The following is a 912-nucleotide window of genomic DNA, read 5'->3' on the forward strand; positions in this document are numbered from 1 at the left end:
CTGGAAGATAGCGGGCTTCGTCGGCTACATGCCCCACCCGCTGGGGAGCTAGGCTCGCGTCGGAAGCCCTCGACCTACTGCCCTTTGATGCTCTCGGCGATCTCGTGCAGCACCTTGCGGTCGGTCCCGTGCCGCTTGATGAGCGTGCGGGCCTGTTCCGGCGTGATGCCTGCTTCCTCGGCGAAATGCCTGACCTCGTAGTCCTCGTCGCCGGCCACTTGCGAACGGTCGCGGTTGTCGGTCTTCGTCTTGTCGTCGGCCATGACTGCGTTCCTCGTTCAACACGAGATAACGAAAAGGGTCCGGTGGGGTTCCCCGGAACCTCGATTGGGCGCGACCTTCCTGGGCGCCGAGAGTTTCGAGAGTTTTAGGTACGAGTTCCTAGTGGGTCCGATGATCGAAAACCACCGCCATGGTCTTACCAATTGCCGCCATGACAATCAGCTCTACCAGATGGTCGTCGCTGTCGTCGCAAGCCGGGCCGATGCGGCGGATGGCGTCGATCGCCGCCTTGGTCGATATGGTGTCGCCGGCACGGAATCTTGAAAGCGTAGATGAAACAAGTTCTTCGGCCGTCGAGTCGATAGCCGGCACTTTTGGCACGACGCTCATAGGCCTCCTCCTGCCATGAACCCTCACCCAAAAGGATGATACGCCGAATGCTGGTTTCTGCCAGCGAAATGGTGGTCCGACCAGTCACTGGAGACAGCCTGCCGCTATTTCAACCTACCTGTCCTCGATGATCCTCAGATAGGAACCGTCATGGACAGCACGATCCCGATCGCGTGCTTAGGCGGCGCGTCGTTCTCGTCGGGGTTGGGAACCGGGTCCTCGTCCGGAAGCCGCTGCGGCTCCGGCTCTCGCATGGGCTTCGGTTCGGGTAGCGGCGGTGGGGTTGGCATGGGTGTGGGG

The 912-nt window shown here is 61.4% G+C and carries 2 protein-coding genes; both read right to left on the bottom strand.

Annotated elements, in window-relative coordinates; translation table 11 throughout:
* Window positions 1-74: 74 nt before the first annotated feature.
* Entirely contained in the window at window positions 75-263 is a 189-nt protein-coding gene (locus tag EN742_RS36185; RefSeq protein ID WP_126058336.1) for a DUF3606 domain-containing protein, read from the bottom strand.
* Between the two features lie 118 nt (window positions 264-381).
* Window positions 382-612 carry a hypothetical protein gene (locus tag EN742_RS36190; protein ID WP_126058337.1) on the bottom strand — a complete coding sequence of 77 codons (231 nt, stop codon included), beginning with the start codon at window positions 610-612 and terminating at the stop codon, window positions 382-384.
* Window positions 613-912 lie beyond the last annotated feature (300 nt).

The organism is Mesorhizobium sp. M4A.F.Ca.ET.020.02.1.1 (assembly GCF_004022645.1).
Lineage (GTDB): Bacteria > Pseudomonadota > Alphaproteobacteria > Rhizobiales > Rhizobiaceae > Mesorhizobium.

Bases quoted from the DNA above. Each gene is read 5' to 3' on its own strand.
- EN742_RS36185 (WP_126058336.1), bottom strand. From the start codon at position 263: ATGGCCGACGACAAGACGAAGACCGACAACCGCGACCGTTCGCAAGTG.
- EN742_RS36190 (WP_126058337.1), bottom strand. From the start codon at position 612: ATGAGCGTCGTGCCAAAAGTGCCGGCTATCGACTCGACGGCCGAAGAA.